An 18,682-nucleotide genomic window follows, 5' to 3' on the forward strand; every position below is an offset into this window, starting at 1 on the left:
CTTTCCGGTGGCTATGTCGGATTGGATATTTATATGAAGAAGAAAGCCGGGCCTTGCAAATAACCGGCAAGGTTTCTTGCATCCCGCGCAACGGGCTGCTAAGCGCCGGTCTGTCGCGGGTGTAGCTCAATGGTAGAGCCGCAGCCTTCCAAGCTGAAGACGTGGGTTCGATTCCCATCACCCGCTCCATCCCCTTTCCGCCGGAACAAGCATCGCCTTTGCGGGTTGTGTGGGGGTAATGCCGCGCCTATCTGTTGCTGCGGTCAAGGAAAGGAATTTGCCATGTCCCAGAATGCGATGCGCCGGTTGTCGTTTTGGCTGCTGATGCTGCTGACACTTTACGCCGGTCTGGCGGGCGCGGCGTAAGGGGGCGGGCATGGCTATTCGGTTCGGTGGCAAATATTCTCCTGACGGGCAACAGGGCGGCAGCTTGCAGCCCGCACCGGCACCGCGGCTTCCGCAAGCGCCGCGGCATCCGTATGAATCACGCACGACATGGATCACCGTCATGGCCGTGCCGTTGCTGGTCAGCGCATTTTTCAATGCGCCCGGCCTGATGGTCGCCAATCTGGCAGGCTTTGGCCTGATCGCGGCCGGCATGTGGATGACCCGTGAGGGTTTGCAGGCCGAAGCCGCCTATAACGCCGCCACTGTCGCCCGCCGTCCGGCCTTTCCGCGTAAACTGTTCGGCGGGGTGATGACCGGGCTTGGCCTTGCGATTGGCGCGTGGGAACCGGGCGCGATGGCCGGTGCAGCGCTGATCGGCGCGGCCGGTTTTGCGCTGCATTGGCTGGGTTTTGGCCCCGACCCGATGCGCGACAAGGGCATGGAAGGCGTGGACCGCTTTCAGCAGGACCGCGTGGCCCGCATCATTGCCGAGGGCGAGGATTACCTGCGCGGGATGCATGATGCGATCCTGCGCACCCATGACCGCCGCCTTCAGGCGCGTGTGCAGATGTTCGAGGCCACTGCCCGGCAGTTGTTCGATCAGGTCCGCAAAGATCCCGGCGATCTGGCGGCGGCGCGGCGTTATCTGGGCGTTTATCTGCTGGGGGCGCGTGATGCGACGGTCAAGTTTGTCGATCTTTACACGCAGACCCGCGACGACAAAGCGCGGGCCGATTACGAATCGCTGCTGGACGATCTGGAGCGGAACTTCACCGACCGCACCCGCAGCCTGATCGAATCGGGGCGCACCGATCTGGATATTGAAATCGACGTGCTGCGTGACCGGCTTGCCCGCGAAGGCGTGCGCCCGCCGGCCGATCCGATTGCCGAGCATGTCGCGGCCGAGGATGCGGGCCTCAAGGCGCTGCCCAATTTCCGCAGCGAGACCGTGGACAGCTTGCTGCGTCAGGCGGACAAGCTGAACCGCTGATGCCGCGCTTTGCCCTGCTGATCGAATATGACGGCACGCCTTTCGCCGGGTGGCAGGCGCAGGCCAGCCAGCCCAGTGTTCAGGGCGCGGTCGAGGCGGCCCTGGCCCGGCTGGACCCCGGCTTTGCCGCCGGGGCGCGGATCGCTGCGGCAGGCCGGACCGATGCGGGGGTTCACGCCACCGGACAGGTCGCAACGGCAGATCTGGCGCGTGACTGGGACGGGTTCCGGCTGGCCGAGGCGCTGAACGCGCATCTGCGCCCTGCCCCGGTTGCCATTCTGCGGGCTGTCCGGGTTGCCGATGATTTCCACGCCCGGTTTTCCGCACATGAGCGGCGCTATCTGTTCCGCCTGATCGCCCGGCGTGCGCCTGTCACCCATGACCGGGGCCGGGTCTGGCAGGTGCGGCACGATCTGGACCCCGACCTGATGCGAAAGGGGGCCGCGCATCTGATCGGACAGCATGATTTCACCACCTTCCGCAGTACCATGTGTCAGGCGAAAAGCCCGGTCAAGACGCTGGACGAGATCAGCCTGACCACCATCCCGGTCCCGGAGGGGGTCGAGTTCCGCTTTCACCTGCGGGCGCGGTCTTTTCTGCACAATCAGGTGCGCTCGATCGTTGGCACGTTAGAGCGCGTCGGCGCCGGTGCCTGGCACCCCGAGCGCGTGGCCGAGGCGCTGGCCGCCCGTGACCGCGCCGCCTGTGGGCCAGTCTGCCCGCCCCAAGGTCTGTATCTGACCGGGGTGGGCTATCCCGAAAACCCTTTCGCCTAGCGCCGGGGAATCCGCTTGTCGCGGCGGGTCAGCACGATCTTGACGGTGTGCCAGATCACCCACAAATCCAGTGCCAGCGTGCGGCGGCGCTGATAAATCAGGTCAATGCGCAGCTTGGCCGGCAGGCAACGGCGGTAATAAGCGGCCTCGGTCGCCTCGGGCGTGGTGCAGCGGGCCATGATCCGGTCTTCGTGGCGGTGATAGATCAACGTCGCCAACCCGGTCACGCCGGGACGGCTTTTCAACACCTGCGCATAAAGCGCGGGGAAACGCTCGACAAACTCGGGCAGCGGTGGGCGCGGGCCGACAAAGCTCATGTCGCCCTTCAGAATGTTCCAGATCTGCGGAATCTCATCCAGACGGGTGCGGCGCAGGAAATGCCCGATCGGCGTGATCCGCCAGTGCTTGTGGCCGCCAGTCGCGCCAGCATCCCCGTCATCCGGCACCATGGTGCGGAACTTATACTGCGTGAACCGCTGACCAGGGCCGCGCATCCGCTCGGCCCGGTAAAAGACCGGACGCCCCTGCACCACCAGCAGAACAGCAGCCACAAGGATCATCACCACACCAAGAAACGGCAGCAGCGCCAGCGCCAGCAGAATATCCATCAGCCGCTTGGAAAAGGTCATGCCGGGTTTCGGCTTGGATACAGGATCACACATAACACCAGAGGCATGCAAAATTGCATGTTCGCGGCTGTCAGCCCCATCCCAATCTGTATGAGCGGTCAATGCGTTATCCTATTCGCGGATGAGCTTTTGCTCGCCCGCCTCTAAACCTTTACGGGAGTAAACGTAACTCCCCCCGACCGGGTTTCCACAATAAATAAACTTATAGGCCAGAACTTGCTGTTCTGCGTTCATCACGCCACAATACCCGTGAAGAATAACGGAGCCCCCCAATGCGTAAGTTTCTGGTTCTGCTGGACGAAACTCAGGAATGCCTGAATGCGATCCGCTTTGCGGCGCTGCGCGCGGCACATTCTCAGGGCGGGGTCGTGGTGCTGTCGGTCATCCCTGCGGCCGAGATTCAGCACGGTTTCGGGGTCGCTGACGTCATGCGGGCCGAAGCGCATGAGCGGATCGAATCGCAATTCGCCATCTATGCGAACTGGATGCGGGATCACCTTGGCGTCACGCCTGAACTGGTCATTCAGGAGGGCGACCCGGTGGCCGAGTTGCGCAAGCTGATCGCCGCCGACCCGAAAATCGGGATTCTGGTGCTGGCCGCCGCGACCGGGGGCGGGCCTGATCCGGTGATTGGCAAGCTGATGCGTGAATTGGGGCAAATGTCCTGCCCGATCACCATTGTTCCCGGCGAAATCGGACTGGAACGGCTGGAACAGATCACCTGACCCGCGACAACAGGGGGCGGCAATCAGCAACCTTGCGCCCCGGCTTGACCCGGCCCGTCCCTGCCCCCATATCTGCGCCCAAAGGAGACCCGCATGTTCATCCAGACCGAGACCACGCCGAACCCCGCCACGCTGAAGTTCCTGCCCGGCCAGACGGTGCTGGACCATGGCACCGCCGATTTCACCGATGCGCAGGACGCAGCCGTTTCGCCGCTGGCGCAGCGGATTTTCGCTGTGAACGGGGTCGTTGCAGTGTTTCTGGGTCAGGATTTCGTGACCGTCACCAAATCCGACGCGGCAAGCTGGGACCATCTGAAGCCCGGCGTGCTTGGCGCCATCATGGAGCATTACCAATCCGGCGCCCCGGCCATGCAGGGCAGCGCCGAAGGGGGCCACCAATCCCATGACGAAACCGGCGAGGACGCCGAAATCGTCGGCCAGATTAAGGAATTGCTGGACACCCGCGTGCGCCCTGCCGTGGCGCAGGACGGCGGCGACATCACCTTTCACGGCTTTGACCGGGGCGTGGTCTATCTGCACATGAAGGGGGCCTGTGCGGGCTGCCCGTCCTCGACCCTGACGCTGAAAATGGGGATCGAGAACCTGCTGCGCCACTATATCCCCGAAGTGGTCGAGGTTCGCCCCGTTGGCTGAGCTGACACTTGGCTTCGACACATCGGCCGCGCATTGCGCGGCCGCTTTGCTGTCGGGCGAAACCCTGCTGGCTTCGGTGCATGAGGACATGACCAAGGGTCAGGCCGAACGGCTGTTTCCGCTGCTGGAAAGCCTGCTGACCGGGGCGGGCGCAGGCTGGCGCGACCTGTCGGTGATCGGCGTTGGCATCGGGCCGGGCAATTTTACCGGCATCCGTATCTCGGTTGCTGCCGCGCGCGGGCTGGCCTTGTCACTGGACGTGCCTGCAATCGGGGTTTCAGGCTTCGAGGCACTGCGCCTTGGTCAGCCACCCGGCACAGTCGCCAGCATCGACGCCCGGCAAGACCGCCTTTATGTGCAAGCGGCAGGTGCGCCGGTCCTGTGTGACATAGACAGCTTGCCCGAACTGCCGCCGGGTGCGGCTTGCATCGGCCATCGCGCAGCGGAACTGGCCGCCCGCTGCGGTGGCTATGTTGCCACCCCCGCCCTGCCGCTGGCCGAGGCTATCGCCCGCATCGCCCTGTCGCGCCGCATGGCCCCCGGCCCCGCGCCCGCGCCGCTTTACCTGCGCGCCGCCGATGCCGCCCCCGCGCGGGAACGCGGCCCGGTTATGTTGTCGTGACCCCCGCTGATCTGGCCGCACTGCATGGGCGATGCTTCACCGTCCCGCGCCCGTGGTCGGCGGAAGAAATCGCGGCGCTGCTGGACACGCCCGGCAGCTTTCTGCTGACCCGCCCCCATGCCTTCCTGATCGGCCGGGTGATCGCGGATGAGGCCGAATTGCTGACGCTGGCCACCGATCCAGCCACGCGACGTCAGGGATTTGCATCCGCCTTATGCCGCAATTTTACGCAACAGGCTGCGGATCGGGGCGCGGCAACCGGGTTTCTGGAAGTCGCCGCAGACAATACCGCCGCGCTCGCGCTGTATCAGGGGCTTGGCTGGCAGGCAGCGGGGCGGCGAAAATCCTATTACGCGCCGGGGGTTGACGGGGTGGTGATGCGCCTGAACCTTGCGGAAATGCGGGCCGATCCGCAAGATTTGGGTTGACCCGCCCGCCGCAATCACGCCCTAATCCGAGGCCAGAAACACGGTCGGAATCGCCCGGCCCGCAATGCTTTATGAGGGGGATTCAATGTCCATGCTGAAAACCATTCTTGGCGGCGCTGCCGCACTTGCCATCTCGGCTGTCGCAGCAGCGGCGGAACCGGCGGTGATCTTTGATCTTGGCGGCAAATTCGACAAATCCTTCAACGAGGCCGCCTATACCGGCGCCGAACGCTGGAAAACCGAGACCGGCGGCACCTATAAAGAACTGGAAATGCGGTCCGAGGCACAGCGCGAGCAGGCCTTGCGCCGTCTGGCTGAATCCGGCGCGAATCCGATCGTGATGACCGGCTTTGCCTTTGGCGAGGTGCTGAACAAGATTGCTCCCGACTATCCCGACACCCGTTTTGTCATCATTGACACCGTGGTGGACCAGCCCAGTGTCGAATCGGTGGTCTTTAACGAAGGCGACGGCTCGTATCTGGCCGGGATCATGGCCGCAATGGCCAGCAAAACCGACACTGTGGGCTTTATCGGCGGCATGGACATCCCGCTGATCCGCAAGTTCCAGTGCGGCTATGCGCAGGGCTTCAAGGCCACCAAACCCGAAGGCAAGATCGTGGTGAACTTTACCGGCACCACCCCCGCCGCCTGGAACGATCCGGTCAAGGGCGGCGAGCTGGCGCGGGCGCAAAAGGCACAGGGCGCGGATGTGATCTTCGCCGCAGCGGGCGGCACCGGTATCGGCGTGCTGCAAGCCGCCGCGGATGAGGGCATCCTGTCCATCGGCGTGGACAGCAACCAGAACCACCTGCATCCGGGCAAAGTGCTGACCTCGATGGTGAAACGTGTCGATAATGCCGTGTTCGACATCTTCAGCGCGGGCGAGGAACGCACCCCTGGCATCCGCGTCATGGGGCTGGCCGACGATGGTGTGATCGTCGCCATCGACGAAAACAACGCGCCGCTTGTGACGCCGGAAATGCAGGCCGCCGTGGATGAGGCCAGCGCCAAGATCAAGGCGGGCGAAATCAAGGTCCATGATTACATGACCGACAACACCTGCCCGGTCGAATAAATGACCCGCGCGGAACACCTTGGGGCGCGGCCGGAAACGGCCGCCCCTTTTGCCATTGAGTTGCAGGGTATCTGCAAATCCTTTGGTCCGGTTCAGGCCAATAAAGGCATCGACTTGTCGGTGCCAAAAGGCTCGATTCACGGAATTATCGGTGAAAACGGAGCCGGGAAATCGACGCTCATGTCGATCCTTTACGGCTTTTATCGCCCGGACGAGGGGCAGATTTTGGTCAATGGCCAGCCCCTGACGCTGAATGATTCCATGGCCGCGATCCGCGCCGGAATCGGCATGGTGTTCCAGCATTTCAAGCTGGTGCAGAACTTTACCGTTCTGGAAAATATCATCCTTGGGGCCGAGGATGGGCCGTGGCTGAACGCCTCGCTGTCGCGGGCGCGGGGCGAATTGCGGCGACTGGCACAGGAATACGGGCTGGAGGTCGATCCCGACAGCCGCATTGAGGATCTGTCTGTCGGCCATCAGCAACGGGTCGAAATCCTCAAGGCGCTGTATCGTCAGGCCGACATTCTGATCCTTGACGAACCCACCGGGGTGCTGACCCCGGCCGAGGCCGACCACCTGTTCCGTATCCTGCGCGGGCTTCGGGATGAGGGCAAGACCATCATCCTGATCACCCATAAGCTGCGGGAAATCATGGAGATTACCGATTCCGTCAGCGTCATGCGGCGCGGCCAGATGGTTGCCCATCGCAAGACCGCCGACACCAACCCGCAGGAACTTGCCGAGCTGATGGTGGGGCGCAAGGTCGTGCTGGACATTCCCAAGGGTCAGGCCGCCCCCGGCACCCCGGTGCTGGAGGTCGCGGGGCTGCGCATGGTGGATGCCTCGGGCGTGGAAAGGTTGCGGGGCATTGATCTGACCATCCGTGCCGGTGAAATCCTTGGTATTGCCGGGGTCAGCGGCAACGGCCAAACGCAATTGCTTGAAATCCTTGGCGGGTTTCCCGAAACAGGTGCAAAGATCAGCGGTGCGGCCCGGCTGAACGGGTGCGATCTGGCGCTGACCGGGCGCGGCGCGGATGCAGCTGCGCGGCGGGCGCAGGGCATCGGCCATATCCCCGAGGACCGCCATGGCGAAGGGCTGATTCTGGACTTTGCCGCCTGGGAAAACGTCGCCTTCGGCTATCATCGCGCCCCGGAATACCGGCGCGGCCTGCTGATGGATAATGCCGCCGTCCACGCCGATGCGGTGGCCAAGATCGAACGCTTTGACGTGCGCCCGCCGAACCCGGATCTTGCGGCCCGCAATTTCTCGGGCGGGAACCAGCAAAAGATCGTCGTCGCCCGCGAAATCGAGCGCAACCCCGACCTTTTGCTGATCGGCCAGCCCACGCGCGGCGTGGACATCGGCGCAATCGAGTTCATCCACCGCCAGATCATTGCCCTGCGCGATCAGGGCAAGGCGATCCTGCTGGTCAGCGTCGAACTGGATGAAATCATGTCGCTGGCCGACCGCATCGCCGTCATGTTTGACGGCCGGATCATGGGCGAGCGCCTGCCCGGCGCAACTTCGGCACAGGAATTGGGAATGCTGATGGCCGGTATGGACACCACCGCGACTGGGGAGTGTGCCTGATGGAGAAAATGCCGAAATGGGCCGATCTGGTCCTGACGCCGCTGATCTCGATTCTGCTGGCCTTCGGGATTTCCGCGCTGGTGGTGGCCGCGCTTGGCTTTGACCCGTGGGAAGCCGTTCAGGTGATGGTGTCCGGCGCGGTCGGAACCTCGTCCGGCTGGGGCTATACGCTGTATTTTGCCACCAATTTCATCTTTACCGGACTGGCGGTGGCGGTGGCCTATCATGCCGGGTTGTTCAATATCGGCGGTGAGGGTCAGGCGCTGATCGGCGGGCTTGGCGTGGCGCTGTTGCTGCTGCATGTGCCGTTTCCGCATTGGTCGCTGGCGCTGCTGGCGGCGATGGTCGCGGCAGGGCTGTTCGGCGCGGCATGGTCCTTTATCCCGGCGATTTTACAGGCCAAGCGCGGCAGCCATATCGTCATCACCACAATCATGTTCAATTTCATTGCCGCCGCGCTGCTGGTCGAGGTCATCAAATACCTGCGCCCGGTCGGCAGTATGGACCCGGCTTCGCCACGCTTTCCCGCATCTGCCACCATCCCGCGCCTCAGCGAAATCCTGCAACCGCTGGGAATAGATTGGGCGCGTCATGCGCCGGTAAACATCACCTTTCTGATTGCGCTGGCCTTTTGCCTGCTGGTCTGGCTGCTCTTGTGGCACACACGCCTTGGCTATGAAATCCGGGCCTTTGGCAAATCCGAAAAGGCCGCGCGTTACGCCGGGATCTCGCCGGTGCGGATCACGATTGTTGCGATGCTGATTTCCGGCGCTCTGGCCGGACTGATGGCGGTCAATACGATCATGGGGCTGCAAGGCCGGCTGATCCTGAACCATGCCGAGGGCGCGGGCTTTATCGGTATCGCCGTGGCGCTGATGGGGCGCAATCACCCGGTCGGCATCCTGCTGGCGGCGCTGCTGTTCGGGGCGCTGTATCAGGGCGGGCAAGAACTGGCGATGATGACCACCATCCCGCCGGAACTGATTACCGTCATTCAGGCCTTGGTGATCCTGTTCACCGGGGCCTTGGACAATATGGTGCGGATGCCGCTGGAGCGGCTGTTCCTGTCTCTGCGCAAAGGGAAAAGCTGATGGATTTCGCCACCCTTCTGCAAATCCTTGACGCCACGCTGCGGCTGATGACGCCGCTGCTGCTGGCATGTCTGGCGGGGCTGTTTTCCGAACGCGCGGGGATTTTCGACATCGGGCTTGAGGGCAAGATGCTGATGGCCGCCTTTTGCGCAGGCGCGGTGGCAGCGGTGACGCTGAACCCCTGGCTTGGGCTGTTGGCGGGGATTTTCGGGTCGCTGGTTCTGTCGCTGATTCACGGGCTGGCCTCGATCACCTTCCGCGGCAACCAGTTGATTTCCGGCGTGGCGATCAACTTTCTGGCCTCGGGGATGACGCTGCTGCTGTCGCTGGCGATTTTTGGCATGGGCGGCAATACGCCGCCGCTGTCGGGGGGCGGGCGCTTTCCGCGCCTGACCCTGCCCTTTGCCGACAGCATCGGACAAGTGCCGCTGATCGGGCCGTTTTATGCGCAAGCCCTGTCGGGCCATACCGCGCTGACCTATATCGCGCTGGCCTGTGTGCCGCTGACCTGGTGGCTGCTGTATCGCACCCGCTTTGGCCTGCGCCTGCGGGCCGTGGGCGAGAACCCCGAGGCCGTGGATACCGTTGGCGTCTCAGTCACGCGGCTGCGCTATGCGGCGGTACTGATCTGCGGCATCCTCTGCGGCATCGCCGGGGCGCATCTGGCAACCGGCATTGCGGCAGGGTTCTTCAAGGAAATGACCGCCGGGCGGGGCTATATCGCGCTGGCGGCGCTGATTTTTGCGAAATGGCGGCCGTGGTGGGCGCTGTTTGCGACCTTCCTGTTCGCGCTGCTGCAAGCGGTGGCGGATCGTTACCCCAACCTTGACCTTGGCCCCGTCACCATCCCGGATACGGCGATGCAGGCCGCGCCTTATATCCTGACAGTTATCATCCTTGCGGGCTTTGTCGGCCGCGCCAACCCACCCAAAGCAGGCGGAGAACCCTATGTCAAAGAGCGCTGACCTCGCCCAACTGATCCGCGACCGCGCTGGCGATGCCGCCCCGGAATACGGGCTGATCCTTGGGTCGGGCCTTGGCCATCTGGCGGGCATGGTGGACGGGGTGGCGATCCCCTATGCCGACCTGCCGGGCTTTCCCCATGCCGGGGTCTCGGGCCATAATCCGCAACTGGCCATCGGCACGCTGGAGGGGCGCCGCGTCGCGGTTTTTGGCGGCCGGGCGCATTACTATGAATCGGGGCGTCCTGATGCGATGCGCCTGCCGCTGGAGGTGCTGGCCGCGCTTGGCTGTCAGCGCCTGATCCTGACCAATGCGGCGGGCAGCACGCGGGCAGAAATCCAGCCGGGCGGCCTGATGCTGCTGTCGGATCATATCGCCTTTGCCGGGACGAACCCGCTGATCGGGGAGGCGACCGACGCCCGTTTCGTGCCGATGACCGACGCCCACGACCCGGACATACGCGCCGCCCTGCTGACTGCCGCCCGCGCCGAAGGCATTGCCCTGCCCCAAGGCGTCTATGGCTGGTTCTCCGGCCCCAGTTTCGAGACCCCCGCCGAAATCCGTGCCGCGCAGGTTTTGGGCATGGATGCGGTCGGCATGTCCACGGTGCCGGAAATCATTCTGGCGCGGTTTTTGGGCCTGCGCTGTGCTGCAATCAGCGTGATAACCAATATGGGCGCGGGCCTGTCGGACGAAACCATCAGCCACGAGCATACCAAGAACATGGCTCCGATGGGTGCCGCCAAGCTGGAACGCATCCTGCGTCGCTTCCTGCGCGATACCCCGGCGGTGGTCTGAACCTGCCCGCAGGCGGCCTATCGGCTTTGTGTGAACAGCCTGTGCCGGATGGCGGGGGTGGTCACTGTCCCCGGCCAGAACGCTGCCAACTCGGTGTTGATGCCCCCACGCCTTCAGGATTGACGCTGATTCCGTCAGTTTTCCGGGGCAAAAACATGAGGGCGCGAACTGTTCCGCCTCTGCGAGACATCCTTCGCCCCTTGCAAGGGGCCATTCCCCATATCAACCTGTCCCATGCCGGAACAAAGCCCCGCGTCGTGACAGGTATCAGCCCCGCAGCCCTGCCAACACGGCCTCGACCCGGCTGGCGGCAAGGTCCAGATCGTCCAGACTGTCCAGCACGACAGTCGCAACCTCACGCGGGGCATAGCGGGCGCGGTGTTTGTCATAGCGTGGGTCGTAATGGTCACGCATCAGGCTTTCGGCCAGCGCCACCCATTCACCACGCGTCACCATGCCGTGCCAGCCCTCGATCCGCGCGGCGGGATGCAGCGGGCGCAGGCGATCAAGGATGGCCTCGACCCGCCCCGGCTCGACCACCGCATCGGCATAATCGCGGGCCGAATAACCCGCCCGCGCCGCAACCGGCACCTCCAGTCTGATCCGAGGCGCCGCGCATAGCCCGCGCCAGATCGCACGGGGCAGGACCAGATTGCCGATCTTGCTGCTTTCGGCCTCGACCAGCACCGGGCGGGCAGGGTCCAGCGCCTCAATTGCGGTGGCCAGCCGCCCCTCGAACAGCCGTTGCGAGGGCTGGCCGCCCGGCATCGCCCCGAACAGGCTGCCGCGATGATTGGCCAGCCCCTCAAGGTCCAGCACCTGCGCCCCCCGCGCCGCCAGCCGGCGCAGGATCGCGGTCTTGGCGCTGCCGGTGTTGCCGTCCAGCACGATCAGCGGGGCCTCGATCCCCAGTTGCTCGACCCGCTGGTTCACCAGCCGCCGCCAGCTTTTATAGCCCCCTTCGATCACCTGCACCCGCCAGCCGATCTGCGCCAGAATCACCCCGAACGATCCCGAACGCATCCCGCCACGCCAGCAATAGACCAAGGGCCGCCAGCCACCGGGCTTATCCGCCAGCGGCCCGCTGATATGGCGCGCAGCATTGGCAGCCACCAAGGCCGCGCCCAGCTTACGGGCATCAAAGGGGGAAACCTGTTTGTAAACCGTGCCGACCCGCGCCCGTTCCGCATCATCCAGCACCGGCAGGTTGATCGCGCCGGGCAGGTGATCGTCAGCATATTCCGCCGGAGATCGCACGTCGATCACCGTATCGAACCCGGCAATCGCCGGGTCCGCCGCCGCTGTCAGGGTCAGGCGCAATTAGTAAACGTAAACCGGCGTGCCGACCGGCACCTGATCGAACAGATCCATCACGGCTTCGTTCCGCATACGGATACAACCGTTCGAGACCGAACGCCCGATGGACCCAGGCTCGGTCGTGCCATGAATACGGATGGCCGTATCATTGCCGTTCTTGTCATACAAATAGATGGCCCGCGCCCCCAAAGGGTTCTTGGGGCCGCCCGGCATCCCGTCCGCATATTTTTCATATTGCTGCGGCGAGCGTTTGATCATTTCCGGCGTCGGCGTCCAGCTTGGCCATTCCGCCTTGCGGCCGACCGTGGCCTGCCCCTTCCAGACCAGTTCGGCCTTACCCACGGCGACACCGTAACGGATCGCCCGCCCCGGCGCGACAACGTGATAGAGGAAATAGTCATCGCTGACGACAACGATGGAGCCAACGGGGAAGCCGTCACGGATCTGCACCTCGGTCGGGGCATAAGGGTCCGCGCCCGCCTGCGTGGCCGGGGCGGCAGGCGCCGCGAAACCGGGGGCCGCAACGGTGGTCGTGGCGGCGATCCCGGCAACGGCAAGGGCAGAGGTCATAAGCTGGCGGCGGTTCATCATCGGTCCTGCATCATGGGCTGTTTCCCCGGCATATAGCCGTAAACCACCCCGATTCCAAGGCAATCGCCTCTCACATAGGCGCTATGCGGTTGAAACCTGTGCCGCTTGCGCACAAATCTGCCACAAACAGACAGGTTTTCACCATGACGCATCTGACATTTGAAATCGACGGCATGTCCTGCGCCTCTTGTGCAGGTCGGGCGGGGCGGGCTTTGGCGGCGCTGCCGGGGGTGGCAGATGCGCAGGTGAATTACGCCACCGGCAAAGCGCAGGTGGCTTACGCCGCCCCCGCCGATCTGGCCGGGATGGCGGCGGCGCTGGACCGCGCGGGCTATCCGATGCGGCTGCAACACAGCGTTCTGGTGGTCGATGGCATGACCTGCGCCTCTTGCACGGGCCGGGTGGAACGCGCCCTGACCACCCTGCCCGGCGTGACCGAGGCCCATGCCAACCTTGCATCAGGCCGGGTGCGGGTGACGCATAGCGGGCTGGAACCGCAGGCGCTTGCCGAGGCGGTGCGCAAGGCCGGGTATGAGGCCACCCCCGCCGCGCAGGCGCAAACCGACAGCCGCGCCACCCGGCAGGACGCCGAAACCGCCCGGCTGCGGCGCAATTTCCTGATCGCACTGGCGCTGACCCTGCCCCTGTTCATCATCGAGATGGGCGGCCATGCTATCCCGGCGTTTCACCACTGGCTGCACGGGCTGGTCGGACAACAGGCGCTGTGGGTGGTGCAATTCCTGCTGGCGGCGCTGGTGCTGGCGGTGCCGGGACGGATGTTCTTTGCCCATGGCATCCCCGCCCTGCTGCGCGGTGCGCCCGAGATGAACAGCCTTGTCGCGCTGGGATCAGGGGCAGCATTTCTGTATTCAGCGGTGGCAACCTTTGCGCCCGGCCTGCTGCCAGCGGACGCTCGCCATGTCTATTACGAGGCTGCAGCTGTCATCGTCACGCTGATCCTGATGGGCCGCTGGCTGGAGGCCCGCGCCCGCGGTCAGGCCGGGGCGGCCATCCGGGCGCTGGTCGAGATGGTGCCGAAAACCGCGCCGCGCCTTGATGCGGATGGGCAGATGCAAGAGGTTCCCGTCGAATCGCTGCGGCCCGGCGATCTGCTGCGCCTGCTGCCCGGTGCGCGGGTCGCGGTGGACGGTATCGTGACCGAAGGACGCGGCGCGGTCGATGAATCCATGCTGACCGGCGAACCCGTTCCGGTCACGAAATCCCCCGGCGATGCGGTGACGGGCGGCACGGTGAACGGACAGGCCGCGCTGACCTATCGCGTCACTGCGACCGGTGCCGATACGGTGCTGGCCGATATTCTGCACATGGTCGATGAGGCCCAATCCGGTCGTCTGCCGGTGCAGGATCTGGTGGACCGGGTGACGCGCATTTTTGTGCCGGTGGTGATTGGCTTGGCGGTGCTGGCCTTTGCGCTATGGCTGGCCTTTGGCCCCGGCCTTGCGCCCGCCGTGGTGGCGGGGGTGTCGGTGCTGATTATCGCCTGTCCCTGCGCGATGGGGCTGGCGGTGCCAATGTCGATCATGGTCGGATCGGGCCGGGCCGCGCAGCTTGGCATCCTGTTCCGGCGCGGCGATGCGCTGCAACGGCTGGCCTCGGCCCGTGTGGTGGGGTTCGATAAAACCGGCACGCTGACCATGGGCGCACCGGCGCTGGTTGACGCCGCGACCTCAGGCATCGACCGGGATCAGGCCCTGCGCCTTGCCGCCGCCGCCGAGGCGCAAAGCGAACACCCGCTGGCCGCCGCCATCATCACCGCGGCCCCCCGCCCCCTGCCCCCGGCGCAGGATGTGACCAGCGACCCCGGTCATGGGCTGACCGCCACAGTCGAAAGCCACGCGGTCTTGCTTGGCAACCTTGCTGCGCTGGCGAAATCCGGCATCGCGGCTGATCCCGCGCTATCGGCACCAGCCGAGAAATGGGCCGCTCAGGGCGCAACCCCGGTGCATATGGCGTTGGACGGGCGGCATGTCGCGGCTTTCGCGCTGGCCGACCCGGCCCGCCCCGAAAGCGCCGCTGCCATCACGGCGCTGCATGATCTGAACGTGCAGACGGCCATGTTCTCGGGCGACCTGCCCGCCACCGCGCAATCCGTGGGCAGCCGCCTTGGCATCGACCGCATCGAGGGTGGGCTGCGCCCCGAGGACAAGCTGGCCCTGATCCGCGACCTTGGCCCCGGCAGCGTCTATGTGGGCGATGGTATCAATGACGCACCCGCGCTGGCAGCGGCGGAAACCGGCATGGCGATCGGCACCGGAACCGATGTGGCGATCGAGGCCGCCGATGCGGTCCTGATGGGGGCCGACCCCGGCGGCGTGGCCCGCGCCATCCGGCTGTCGCGGGCCGTCATGCGCAATATCCGGCAGAACCTGTTTTGGGCTTTTGCCTATAACGTGGCGCTGATTCCGGTGGCGATGGGGGCGCTGGTGCCGTTCGGCGGGCCGCAACTGTCACCGATGCTTGGCGCGGGTGCGATGGCGCTGTCCTCGGTTTTTGTGGTGACGAACGCGCTGCGATTGCGGGGGGCGGCCTAGACGCCCCCCTTCAGGGTCTTAATGCTTCATCTGGTGCATCGGCATCCGGTTATTATCGACCGGCACCACCACATCCAGCGTGCCGCAGGGGCCGAAATCCAGCGTGACCGGGACGTCCCCGCCATTTTCCAGCGGCTTCTCCAGCCCAAAGAACATGATGTGGTCGCCGCCACGGGCCAGCGCATGTTCGCCCTGCGCCGGGATCGGGAATCCGGTTTCGGATTTCATCATCTGCATGACGCCGTTCGCATCTTCTTTGTGCATATGCAGCTCGACACGGTCCGACAGCGAGCTGGTCGCCGCGATCAACTCGCAAGCCTGATCGGTAGGGTTCTGGATCTGCATGAAGGCCGCACCGACCTCGGGGCGTGAACTGCGAGCATAGGCGTCGCTGACGGTCAGTTGCGATTCGGCCATGGCAGCCAGCGGCAGCATCGCCGCAACGGCGGAAAGAGTCAGGGTTCTCATTGTCTTATCCTTGATGTTTCAGAAGTCGTATCAGACGAAACCACGCCCGGCAGGCGGGTCACGGACACGCGGCGCAGCCGTCTGAAACAGGGTCAGGGATAAGGCAGAAATGGCAGTATCAGCGTCCCGCGCCCGCCCGTCCGGTTGCGGCAACACCGCATCAACGGACAGACCCGCCAGCAGCGACAGGACCATATCGGGGCAAAGATGCGCGTGGCGGCTGTCGCCCTCCTCGCCGGGGATCACCGTCACCACGACGGCCCCGCCGATGCACAGAACGACCTGATCGCCCTGCATCACCTGCCCGCGCGCCGCCGCAAAAGACTGGCCACTGACCAGCAGCATCAGGATCAGCAGGAATGAGGCAATGCGGCGCAACATGGCCCGACGATAGCCGCACCGGGCCGTCAAGGCCAGCGCCATTATGCCGCAGACCGAAATGCCAAAACCCCGCCGAATGGCGGGGCTGGCTGTATCGAAGGTTCCTGAAAAATCAGGCCTTTTCGATCTCACGCTTGATTTTCAGGGCGCGGTCGGACAGTTCCACATCCTTGGCTTTCGCCAGGAAGGCGTCCAGACCACCACGGTGATCCACCGAGCGCAGCGCCGAAGCCGAGATGCGCAGCGAGAAGGTGCGGCCCAGCTTTTCCGACATCAGCGAGACATCGTTCAGGTTCGGCAGGAACCGGCGGCGGGTTTTGTTGTTGGCGTGGCTGACATTGTTGCCCGTCATCGGGCCTTTGCCGGTCAGTTCGCAGACGCGCGACATGGTCTTATTCCTTCGTTTGCGGTTCGTCAGGCCAGCAGGCCCGTGAATATGAAAGGGCGCCGCGAGGCAGCGCCCGGAAATCTGTTCGCGGATGAATACGCCCGCGCGTGTGCCAAGTCAAGCCGATTCCTGCATCCCACGCTCCAATTCAATCAGCTTTTGCTTGCGCCACAAGCCACCGGCATAGCCGGTCATCGAACCATCCTTGCCAATCACCCGATGGCAGGGAATCACCAACGCGATGCGGTTCGCCCCATTCGCCCCCGCAACTGCCCGCACCGCCGAGGGCTGGCGCAACGCCTGCGCCAGATCGGCATAGCTGCGGGTTTCCCCCGCCGGGATCAACCTCAGCGCATCCCACACCCGGCGCTGAAAAGCCGTGCCGCCGGTCTCCAGCGGCAGCGAAAACGGCGCCGGATGGCCCGCGAAATAAGCCGCCAGTTCCGCCTCCAGCCGGTCAAGCGTCGCGTTGCGACCAATGCTGATCTGGCCCTTGGCGGCCTTGGAAACCTTGGCCAATTGCCGGGCCAGCGCCTTGCGGTCGGTGAACTCCAGCAGATGCAGGGCGTGGTCATCCGCCACCGCGATCATCCCGCCAAGGGGCGTTTCCAGCCAATCGGCCTGCAACCCACCCGCCCGCATCGCCGCCGGCGGATGGCCGAACAGCCGCGCAAAGGCGCTGCGAAAACCGCTGGCCGAATCGAAACCCGCATCCAATTGCGCCTCGATCACCGGGCCGCCCTGCCCCAGACGCCGCACCCCGTCGCGCAACCGTGCCTGCCGGGCCAGTTCCAGAAAGGTCACGCCAAAATGCCGCCGGAACGCACGGCGCACGGTCGAAGGGTCAAAACCCCGCGCCGCCAATTCCGATTCGGTCCAGCGGATCTCTCCACCCAACAGCGGCAACAGCGCCTGAACCACGGCATCGCCCTCGGCTTCGGGGCCGGTGGGATGGCAGCGTTGGCAGGGGCGAAACCCGGCGGCGGCGGCCTCTGCCGCATTGCTGAACCAGCGGCAGTTTTCCGGGCGCGGCTTGCGTGCTGGGCAGGTCAGGCGGCAGAAAATGCCGGTGGTGGCGACGCCCACCAGCGCCCGCCCCTCATAAGCGGGGTCACGGTTCAGCAGGGCCTGATAGAGCGTATCGGGATCAAACATGAAATCGAACATGGCAGAGGTTTCCTTTCTCCACCATCCTGCCTGAAGGGAATCGGCGACGCGCCGCCGGATCGGGCGTTTAATCCGATAATTCATCCAACATCTGCGCCGCCGCCAGAACCGCCGACACCCGGCCCGCCGCGACCTGATCGCCAAGCGCCGCCATCCGGGCGCGGGCTTCAGGCGTGTTCAGCCGGGCCAGAAGCCCCTCGCGCAGCTCTGTTTCGAACCAGTGCCGCGCCTGTTCCGCACGGCGGCGGTCGAACCAGCCGTTGTCGCGCCGCCATGTCATCAGCGCCTGCATCTCGTCCCATGCCTGCACCAGCCCGTCACCCGTCACCGCCGAAACCGGCAGCGCCTTGGGGAACCCCTCGGGATCGCCCGGACGGCGGCGCAGCAGCCGCAGCGCCCCGGCGTAATCGGCCACCGTGCGCCGCGCCGTGGACAGCAAATCGCCATCGGCCTTATTGACCAGAATCAGGTCGGAAATCTCCATGATGCCGCGCTTGACCCCTTGCAACTCATCTCCCCCCGCCGGAGCCAGCAGCAGCACGAAAAGGTCAGACATATCCGCCACCAGCGTTTCCGACTGGCCCACGCCGACGGTTTCAATCAGCACCACATCGAACCCCGCCGCTTCGCACAGGCGGATGGTTTCGCGTGTGCGCCGCGCCACGCCACCAAGCTGCGCCTGCGAGGGCGAAGGCCGGATAAAAGCGTTGGGGTCGCGCGACAGGCGCTCCATCCGGGTCTTGTCGCCAAGGATCGAACCACCCGAGCGCGCCGAACTTGGATCAACCGCCAGCACCGCCACCCGCAGCCCCTGCCCGGTCAGCACTTGTCCGAAGGCTTCGATAAAGGTCGATTTCCCCACCCCCGGCGTCCCCGACATGCCAATGCGCAGCGCCCGGCGGTCCGGCAGTGCCGCGATCAGATCCAACGCCTGCTGGCGGTGATCGGCGCGGGAACTTTCTACCAGTGTAATCGCACGGGCCAGTGCGCGGCGGTCGCCTGCGATCAGGCGGGCGGCTAGGTCATTCATGGGGGCCTCTCCGATCTGGTCTCAAAGGGATAGGCGCTGTGCCTGCGGCAAGCAAG

At 64.8% G+C, this 18,682-nt stretch carries 20 protein-coding genes and 1 tRNA gene; 13 read left to right on the forward strand and 8 right to left on the reverse strand.

The annotated features are described in order from the left end of the window. Positions 1 to 115 precede the first annotated feature (115 nt). The 3 genes from Q4G24_RS03140 to truA all read left to right on the forward strand — a co-directional run bounded on the left by Q4G24_RS03140 (position 116) and on the right by truA (position 2,154). Positions 116 to 189, forward strand: a tRNA-Gly gene (locus Q4G24_RS03140). A 187-nt stretch (positions 190 to 376) separates the two neighbouring features. Next, positions 377 to 1,378: a 5-bromo-4-chloroindolyl phosphate hydrolysis family protein gene (locus tag Q4G24_RS03145; RefSeq protein ID WP_303365041.1), complete on the forward strand. Its 1,002-nt coding sequence runs from the start codon at positions 377 to 379 to the stop codon at positions 1,376 to 1,378. Next, on the forward strand, positions 1,378 to 2,154 hold the full coding sequence (gene truA, locus Q4G24_RS03150) for a tRNA pseudouridine(38-40) synthase TruA (protein ID WP_303365042.1): 777 nt from the start codon (positions 1,378 to 1,380) through the stop codon (positions 2,152 to 2,154). Before Q4G24_RS03145 ends, truA begins: the two co-directional genes overlap by 1 nt. On the opposite strand, the gene Q4G24_RS03155 is transcribed toward truA, so the two are convergent. After that, positions 2,151 to 2,783: a sugar transferase gene (locus Q4G24_RS03155; RefSeq protein WP_303365043.1), complete on the reverse strand. Its 633-nt coding sequence runs from the start codon at positions 2,781 to 2,783 to the stop codon at positions 2,151 to 2,153. The genes truA and Q4G24_RS03155 overlap by 4 nt on opposite strands. Positions 2,784 to 3,055: 272 nt before the next feature. Here Q4G24_RS03155 and Q4G24_RS03160 point away from each other — a divergent pair, with 272 nt between their 5' ends. The 9 genes from Q4G24_RS03160 to Q4G24_RS03200 all read left to right on the forward strand — a co-directional run bounded on the left by Q4G24_RS03160 (position 3,056) and on the right by Q4G24_RS03200 (position 10,732). After that, positions 3,056 to 3,508 carry a universal stress protein gene (locus Q4G24_RS03160; RefSeq protein ID WP_303365044.1) on the forward strand — a complete coding sequence of 151 codons (453 nt, stop codon included), beginning with the start codon at positions 3,056 to 3,058 and terminating at the stop codon, positions 3,506 to 3,508. 93 nt (positions 3,509 to 3,601) lie between these two features. Next, on the forward strand, positions 3,602 to 4,162 hold the full coding sequence (locus Q4G24_RS03165) for a NifU family protein (RefSeq protein WP_303365045.1): 561 nt from the start codon (positions 3,602 to 3,604) through the stop codon (positions 4,160 to 4,162). After that, positions 4,155 to 4,784 (forward strand): tRNA (adenosine(37)-N6)-threonylcarbamoyltransferase complex dimerization subunit type 1 TsaB, encoded by a 630-nt coding sequence (gene tsaB, locus Q4G24_RS03170; RefSeq protein WP_303365046.1) that lies wholly within the window; start codon positions 4,155 to 4,157, stop codon positions 4,782 to 4,784. The genes Q4G24_RS03165 and tsaB overlap by 8 nt, the downstream gene beginning before the upstream one ends. Next, the gene (locus tag Q4G24_RS03175; RefSeq protein WP_303365047.1) at positions 4,781 to 5,212 is read left to right on the forward strand and encodes a GNAT family N-acetyltransferase; all 432 of its coding nucleotides are present in this window, start codon (positions 4,781 to 4,783) and stop codon (positions 5,210 to 5,212) included. The genes tsaB and Q4G24_RS03175 overlap by 4 nt, the downstream gene beginning before the upstream one ends. 85 nt (positions 5,213 to 5,297) lie before the next feature. Continuing rightward, positions 5,298 to 6,287 (forward strand): BMP family protein, encoded by a 990-nt coding sequence (locus tag Q4G24_RS03180; RefSeq protein WP_303365048.1) that lies wholly within the window; start codon positions 5,298 to 5,300, stop codon positions 6,285 to 6,287. Beyond that, the gene (locus Q4G24_RS03185; protein WP_303365049.1) at positions 6,288 to 7,880 is read left to right on the forward strand and encodes an ABC transporter ATP-binding protein; all 1,593 of its coding nucleotides are present in this window, start codon (positions 6,288 to 6,290) and stop codon (positions 7,878 to 7,880) included. Further along, the gene (locus Q4G24_RS03190; RefSeq protein ID WP_303365050.1) at positions 7,880 to 8,971 is read left to right on the forward strand and encodes an ABC transporter permease; all 1,092 of its coding nucleotides are present in this window, start codon (positions 7,880 to 7,882) and stop codon (positions 8,969 to 8,971) included. The genes Q4G24_RS03185 and Q4G24_RS03190 overlap by 1 nt, the downstream gene beginning before the upstream one ends. After that, the gene (locus tag Q4G24_RS03195) at positions 8,971 to 9,936 is read left to right on the forward strand and encodes an ABC transporter permease (protein ID WP_303365051.1); all 966 of its coding nucleotides are present in this window, start codon (positions 8,971 to 8,973) and stop codon (positions 9,934 to 9,936) included. Before Q4G24_RS03190 ends, Q4G24_RS03195 begins: the two co-directional genes overlap by 1 nt. Next, positions 9,920 to 10,732: a purine-nucleoside phosphorylase gene (locus Q4G24_RS03200; RefSeq protein WP_303365052.1), complete on the forward strand. Its 813-nt coding sequence runs from the start codon at positions 9,920 to 9,922 to the stop codon at positions 10,730 to 10,732. Before Q4G24_RS03195 ends, Q4G24_RS03200 begins: the two co-directional genes overlap by 17 nt. 267 nt (positions 10,733 to 10,999) lie before the next feature. On the opposite strand, the gene mnmH is transcribed toward Q4G24_RS03200, so the two are convergent. Both mnmH and Q4G24_RS03210 read right to left on the reverse strand, forming a co-directional pair. Further along, positions 11,000 to 12,052, reverse strand: a complete 1,053-nt coding sequence (gene mnmH / locus Q4G24_RS03205; protein WP_303365053.1) for a tRNA 2-selenouridine(34) synthase MnmH — start codon at positions 12,050 to 12,052, stop codon at positions 11,000 to 11,002. Further along, a complete protein-coding gene (locus Q4G24_RS03210) occupies positions 12,053 to 12,637 on the reverse strand; it encodes a L,D-transpeptidase (RefSeq protein ID WP_303365054.1) in 585 nt (194 codons plus the stop codon). Positions 12,638 to 12,783: 146 nt separating this feature from the next. On the opposite strand from Q4G24_RS03210, the gene Q4G24_RS03215 reads away from it, so the two are divergent. After that, on the forward strand, positions 12,784 to 15,192 hold the full coding sequence (locus Q4G24_RS03215) for a heavy metal translocating P-type ATPase (RefSeq protein WP_303365055.1): 2,409 nt from the start codon (positions 12,784 to 12,786) through the stop codon (positions 15,190 to 15,192). 18 nt (positions 15,193 to 15,210) lie between these two features. Here the strand turns inward: Q4G24_RS03215 and Q4G24_RS03220 are convergent, their stop codons facing one another. The 5 genes from Q4G24_RS03220 to meaB all read right to left on the reverse strand — a co-directional run bounded on the left by Q4G24_RS03220 (position 15,211) and on the right by meaB (position 18,626). Further along, the gene (locus Q4G24_RS03220; protein ID WP_303365056.1) at positions 15,211 to 15,660 is read right to left on the reverse strand and encodes a copper chaperone PCu(A)C; all 450 of its coding nucleotides are present in this window, start codon (positions 15,658 to 15,660) and stop codon (positions 15,211 to 15,213) included. Positions 15,661 to 15,690: 30 nt separating this feature from the next. After that, positions 15,691 to 16,071 carry a hypothetical protein gene (locus tag Q4G24_RS03225; RefSeq protein WP_303365057.1) on the reverse strand — a complete coding sequence of 127 codons (381 nt, stop codon included), beginning with the start codon at positions 16,069 to 16,071 and terminating at the stop codon, positions 15,691 to 15,693. Positions 16,072 to 16,153: 82 nt separating this feature from the next. Beyond that, on the reverse strand, positions 16,154 to 16,429 hold the full coding sequence (gene rpmB / locus Q4G24_RS03230) for a 50S ribosomal protein L28 (protein WP_303365058.1): 276 nt from the start codon (positions 16,427 to 16,429) through the stop codon (positions 16,154 to 16,156). A 117-nt stretch (positions 16,430 to 16,546) separates the two neighbouring features. Further along, on the reverse strand, positions 16,547 to 17,596 hold the full coding sequence (locus Q4G24_RS03235) for a bifunctional transcriptional activator/DNA repair enzyme AdaA (protein WP_303365059.1): 1,050 nt from the start codon (positions 17,594 to 17,596) through the stop codon (positions 16,547 to 16,549). Between the two features lie 67 nt (positions 17,597 to 17,663). Then, the gene (gene meaB / locus Q4G24_RS03240) at positions 17,664 to 18,626 is read right to left on the reverse strand and encodes a methylmalonyl Co-A mutase-associated GTPase MeaB (protein WP_303365060.1); all 963 of its coding nucleotides are present in this window, start codon (positions 18,624 to 18,626) and stop codon (positions 17,664 to 17,666) included. Between the last annotated feature and the right edge of the window lie 56 nt (positions 18,627 to 18,682).

It is taken from the genome of Paracoccus sp. (in: a-proteobacteria) (assembly GCF_030538695.1).
Taxonomy (GTDB): domain Bacteria; phylum Pseudomonadota; class Alphaproteobacteria; order Rhodobacterales; family Rhodobacteraceae; genus Paracoccus.

What these genes read in the sequence shown, in the direction of transcription:
- Q4G24_RS03160 (WP_303365044.1), top strand. Translation starts at nt 3,056, where the DNA reads ATGCGTAAGTTTCTGGTTCTGCTGGACGAAACTCAGGAATGCCTGAAT.
- Q4G24_RS03165 (WP_303365045.1), top strand. Translation starts at nt 3,602, where the DNA reads ATGTTCATCCAGACCGAGACCACGCCGAACCCCGCCACGCTGAAGTTC.
- Q4G24_RS03195 (WP_303365051.1), top strand. Translation starts at nt 8,971, where the DNA reads ATGGATTTCGCCACCCTTCTGCAAATCCTTGACGCCACGCTGCGGCTG.
- Q4G24_RS03210 (WP_303365054.1), bottom strand. Translation starts at nt 12,637, where the DNA reads ATGAACCGCCGCCAGCTTATGACCTCTGCCCTTGCCGTTGCCGGGATC.
- truA (WP_303365042.1), top strand. Translation starts at nt 1,378, where the DNA reads ATGCCGCGCTTTGCCCTGCTGATCGAATATGACGGCACGCCTTTCGCC.
- Q4G24_RS03215 (WP_303365055.1), top strand. Translation starts at nt 12,784, where the DNA reads ATGACGCATCTGACATTTGAAATCGACGGCATGTCCTGCGCCTCTTGT.
- Q4G24_RS03155 (WP_303365043.1), bottom strand. Translation starts at nt 2,783, where the DNA reads ATGACCTTTTCCAAGCGGCTGATGGATATTCTGCTGGCGCTGGCGCTG.
- Q4G24_RS03235 (WP_303365059.1), bottom strand. Translation starts at nt 17,596, where the DNA reads ATGTTCGATTTCATGTTTGATCCCGATACGCTCTATCAGGCCCTGCTG.
- meaB (WP_303365060.1), bottom strand. Translation starts at nt 18,626, where the DNA reads ATGAATGACCTAGCCGCCCGCCTGATCGCAGGCGACCGCCGCGCACTG.
- Q4G24_RS03200 (WP_303365052.1), top strand. Translation starts at nt 9,920, where the DNA reads ATGTCAAAGAGCGCTGACCTCGCCCAACTGATCCGCGACCGCGCTGGC.
- Q4G24_RS03185 (WP_303365049.1), top strand. Translation starts at nt 6,288, where the DNA reads ATGACCCGCGCGGAACACCTTGGGGCGCGGCCGGAAACGGCCGCCCCT.
- Q4G24_RS03220 (WP_303365056.1), bottom strand. Translation starts at nt 15,660, where the DNA reads ATGAGAACCCTGACTCTTTCCGCCGTTGCGGCGATGCTGCCGCTGGCT.
- Q4G24_RS03180 (WP_303365048.1), top strand. Translation starts at nt 5,298, where the DNA reads ATGTCCATGCTGAAAACCATTCTTGGCGGCGCTGCCGCACTTGCCATC.
- Q4G24_RS03190 (WP_303365050.1), top strand. Translation starts at nt 7,880, where the DNA reads ATGGAGAAAATGCCGAAATGGGCCGATCTGGTCCTGACGCCGCTGATC.
- rpmB (WP_303365058.1), bottom strand. Translation starts at nt 16,429, where the DNA reads ATGTCGCGCGTCTGCGAACTGACCGGCAAAGGCCCGATGACGGGCAAC.
- Q4G24_RS03145 (WP_303365041.1), top strand. Translation starts at nt 377, where the DNA reads ATGGCTATTCGGTTCGGTGGCAAATATTCTCCTGACGGGCAACAGGGC.